This window comes from Sphingomonas sp. 1185 (assembly GCF_040544655.1).
GTDB lineage: Bacteria > Pseudomonadota > Alphaproteobacteria > Sphingomonadales > Sphingomonadaceae > Sphingomonas.
This window is the reverse complement of record NZ_JBEPKL010000061.1, coordinates 1-1,651: the sequence shown is the minus strand read 5'-3', so window position 1 is coordinate 1,651 and position 1,651 is coordinate 1. Positions and strand designations below refer to the sequence as shown.

Sequence of the window (1,651 nt, the reverse complement as noted above, 5' to 3'; positions counted from 1 at the left end):
CAGACCGTCCGAAAACAGGGTTGTGGATTCCCGAGCGTACCGGGACGGTGTAATCTTCGGGCATGGGGTACATTGAAGGTCATGCTCGGGATCAGGCGCTGCTGCTGCCGGCCTCGGTCGAGGACTATGTGGCGGCGGACAACCCGGTGCGGTTCATCGACGCCTTCGTCGACGACCTCGATCTGGGTAGCGCGGGTTTTCAGCGGACGCAGCCGAAGGCAACCGGGCGGCCCGGTTACGATCCGGGCGATATGCTCAAGCTGTATCTGTACGGCTATCTGAACCGCGTGCGGTCAAGCCGGCGCCTGGCGGCGGAGGCAGGCCGCAATCTCGAGCTGATCTGGCTGTTGCGCGGGGTGCATCCAGACTTTCGGACCATCGCTGACTTCCGGTGCGACAACCGGGCCGCGTTCAAGGCGGTGTTCCGCGCATTCGTGATGCTGTGCCGCAAGCTCGACCTGTTCGGGCGAGAGTTGCTGGCGGTGGATGGCACGCGGCTGAAGGCGGTGAACGGTCGGGCACGCAACTTCAGCCGCGAGCGTCTGGCGACCTATCTCGCCTCGGCCGATGCACGACTGGATCGCTATCTGGCTGAACTGGACCAGATCGACCGCGGTGAGGATGCTGCCGGCACCGGCCGCGCTGAGGCGCTGGCGACCAAGATCGCCAGATTGCGCGAGCAGCGTCAGGCCAGCGCAGCGCTCATGGGCCAGCTGGAGGAAAGCGGCGAAGGACAGATTTCGCTCACCGATCCCGATGCGCGCGCGATGGTCGCCCATGGCAAGGTGACCATCGGCTACAATGCGCAGGTGGCAGTCGATGCGAAGCACAGCCTGATCGTCGAGCAGCATGTCACCAACGCCTGCAACGACATGGGTCAGCTGGCACCCACCGCCAGCGCGGCGATGGAGGTGCTCGGGGTCGAGCGGATCGATGCCGTGGCGGACATGGGCTACCACAAGGGCGAGGACATCGAGGCCTGCGAGGCGGTCGGCATCACGCCGTACATTCCGCGGCCGCACCGGGGCGTCAACGTCAGCAACGGCCTCTTTCCCAAGGAGCGGTTCCGCTACGATCCGGCAGCCGACGCCTATCACTGTCCCGGCGGGCAGATACTCGGTACCCGCCACAGCTCGATCACGCGCGGACATGTGACGGTCCAGTATTCCAGCCCTGCCGCCTGCGCTGGGTGCCAGATGAAGGCGCTATGCACCACGGGACGCTGGCGACGCGTCAACCGCTGGGAGAAGGAACACCTCATCGAGCGCATGGCCGAGCGCCTCGAGAAGCGGCCAGACATCCTCGTCATCCGCCGCTCCACGGTCGAACACCCGTTCGGCACGATCAAGCAGTCGATGAACCAGGGCGCGTTCCTGATGCGCGGACTGGAGAAGGTCCGCGCAGAGTTCAGCCTGACCGCGCTTGCCTACAATATCAGGCGGGTCATCACCCTCATCGGCGTGCCGGGGATGATCCGGGCAGTGCAGGCCTGATCCGGGGAGCAATACCCCGTCACGACCGAGAATATGGCCATCCCACAGCCCATCTGGCCGTCTCTGAGGCGCAGGCGTCGGCAAATATCCGATTTCCAGCGATTTCGTCCGTGAACGCTCCCGCCGAACCGCCTCGCATCGCGTTTTCGGACGGTCTG

The 1,651-nt window shown here is 65.1% G+C and carries 1 protein-coding gene; it reads left to right on the top strand.

Features of this window, described 5'->3' with window-relative positions:
- Window positions 1-62 precede the first annotated feature (62 nt).
- The gene (locus ABIC44_RS19575; protein WP_354297089.1) at window positions 63-1,493 is read left to right on the top strand and encodes an IS1182 family transposase; all 1,431 of its coding nucleotides are present in this window, start codon (window positions 63-65) and stop codon (window positions 1,491-1,493) included.
- Window positions 1,494-1,651 lie beyond the last annotated feature (158 nt).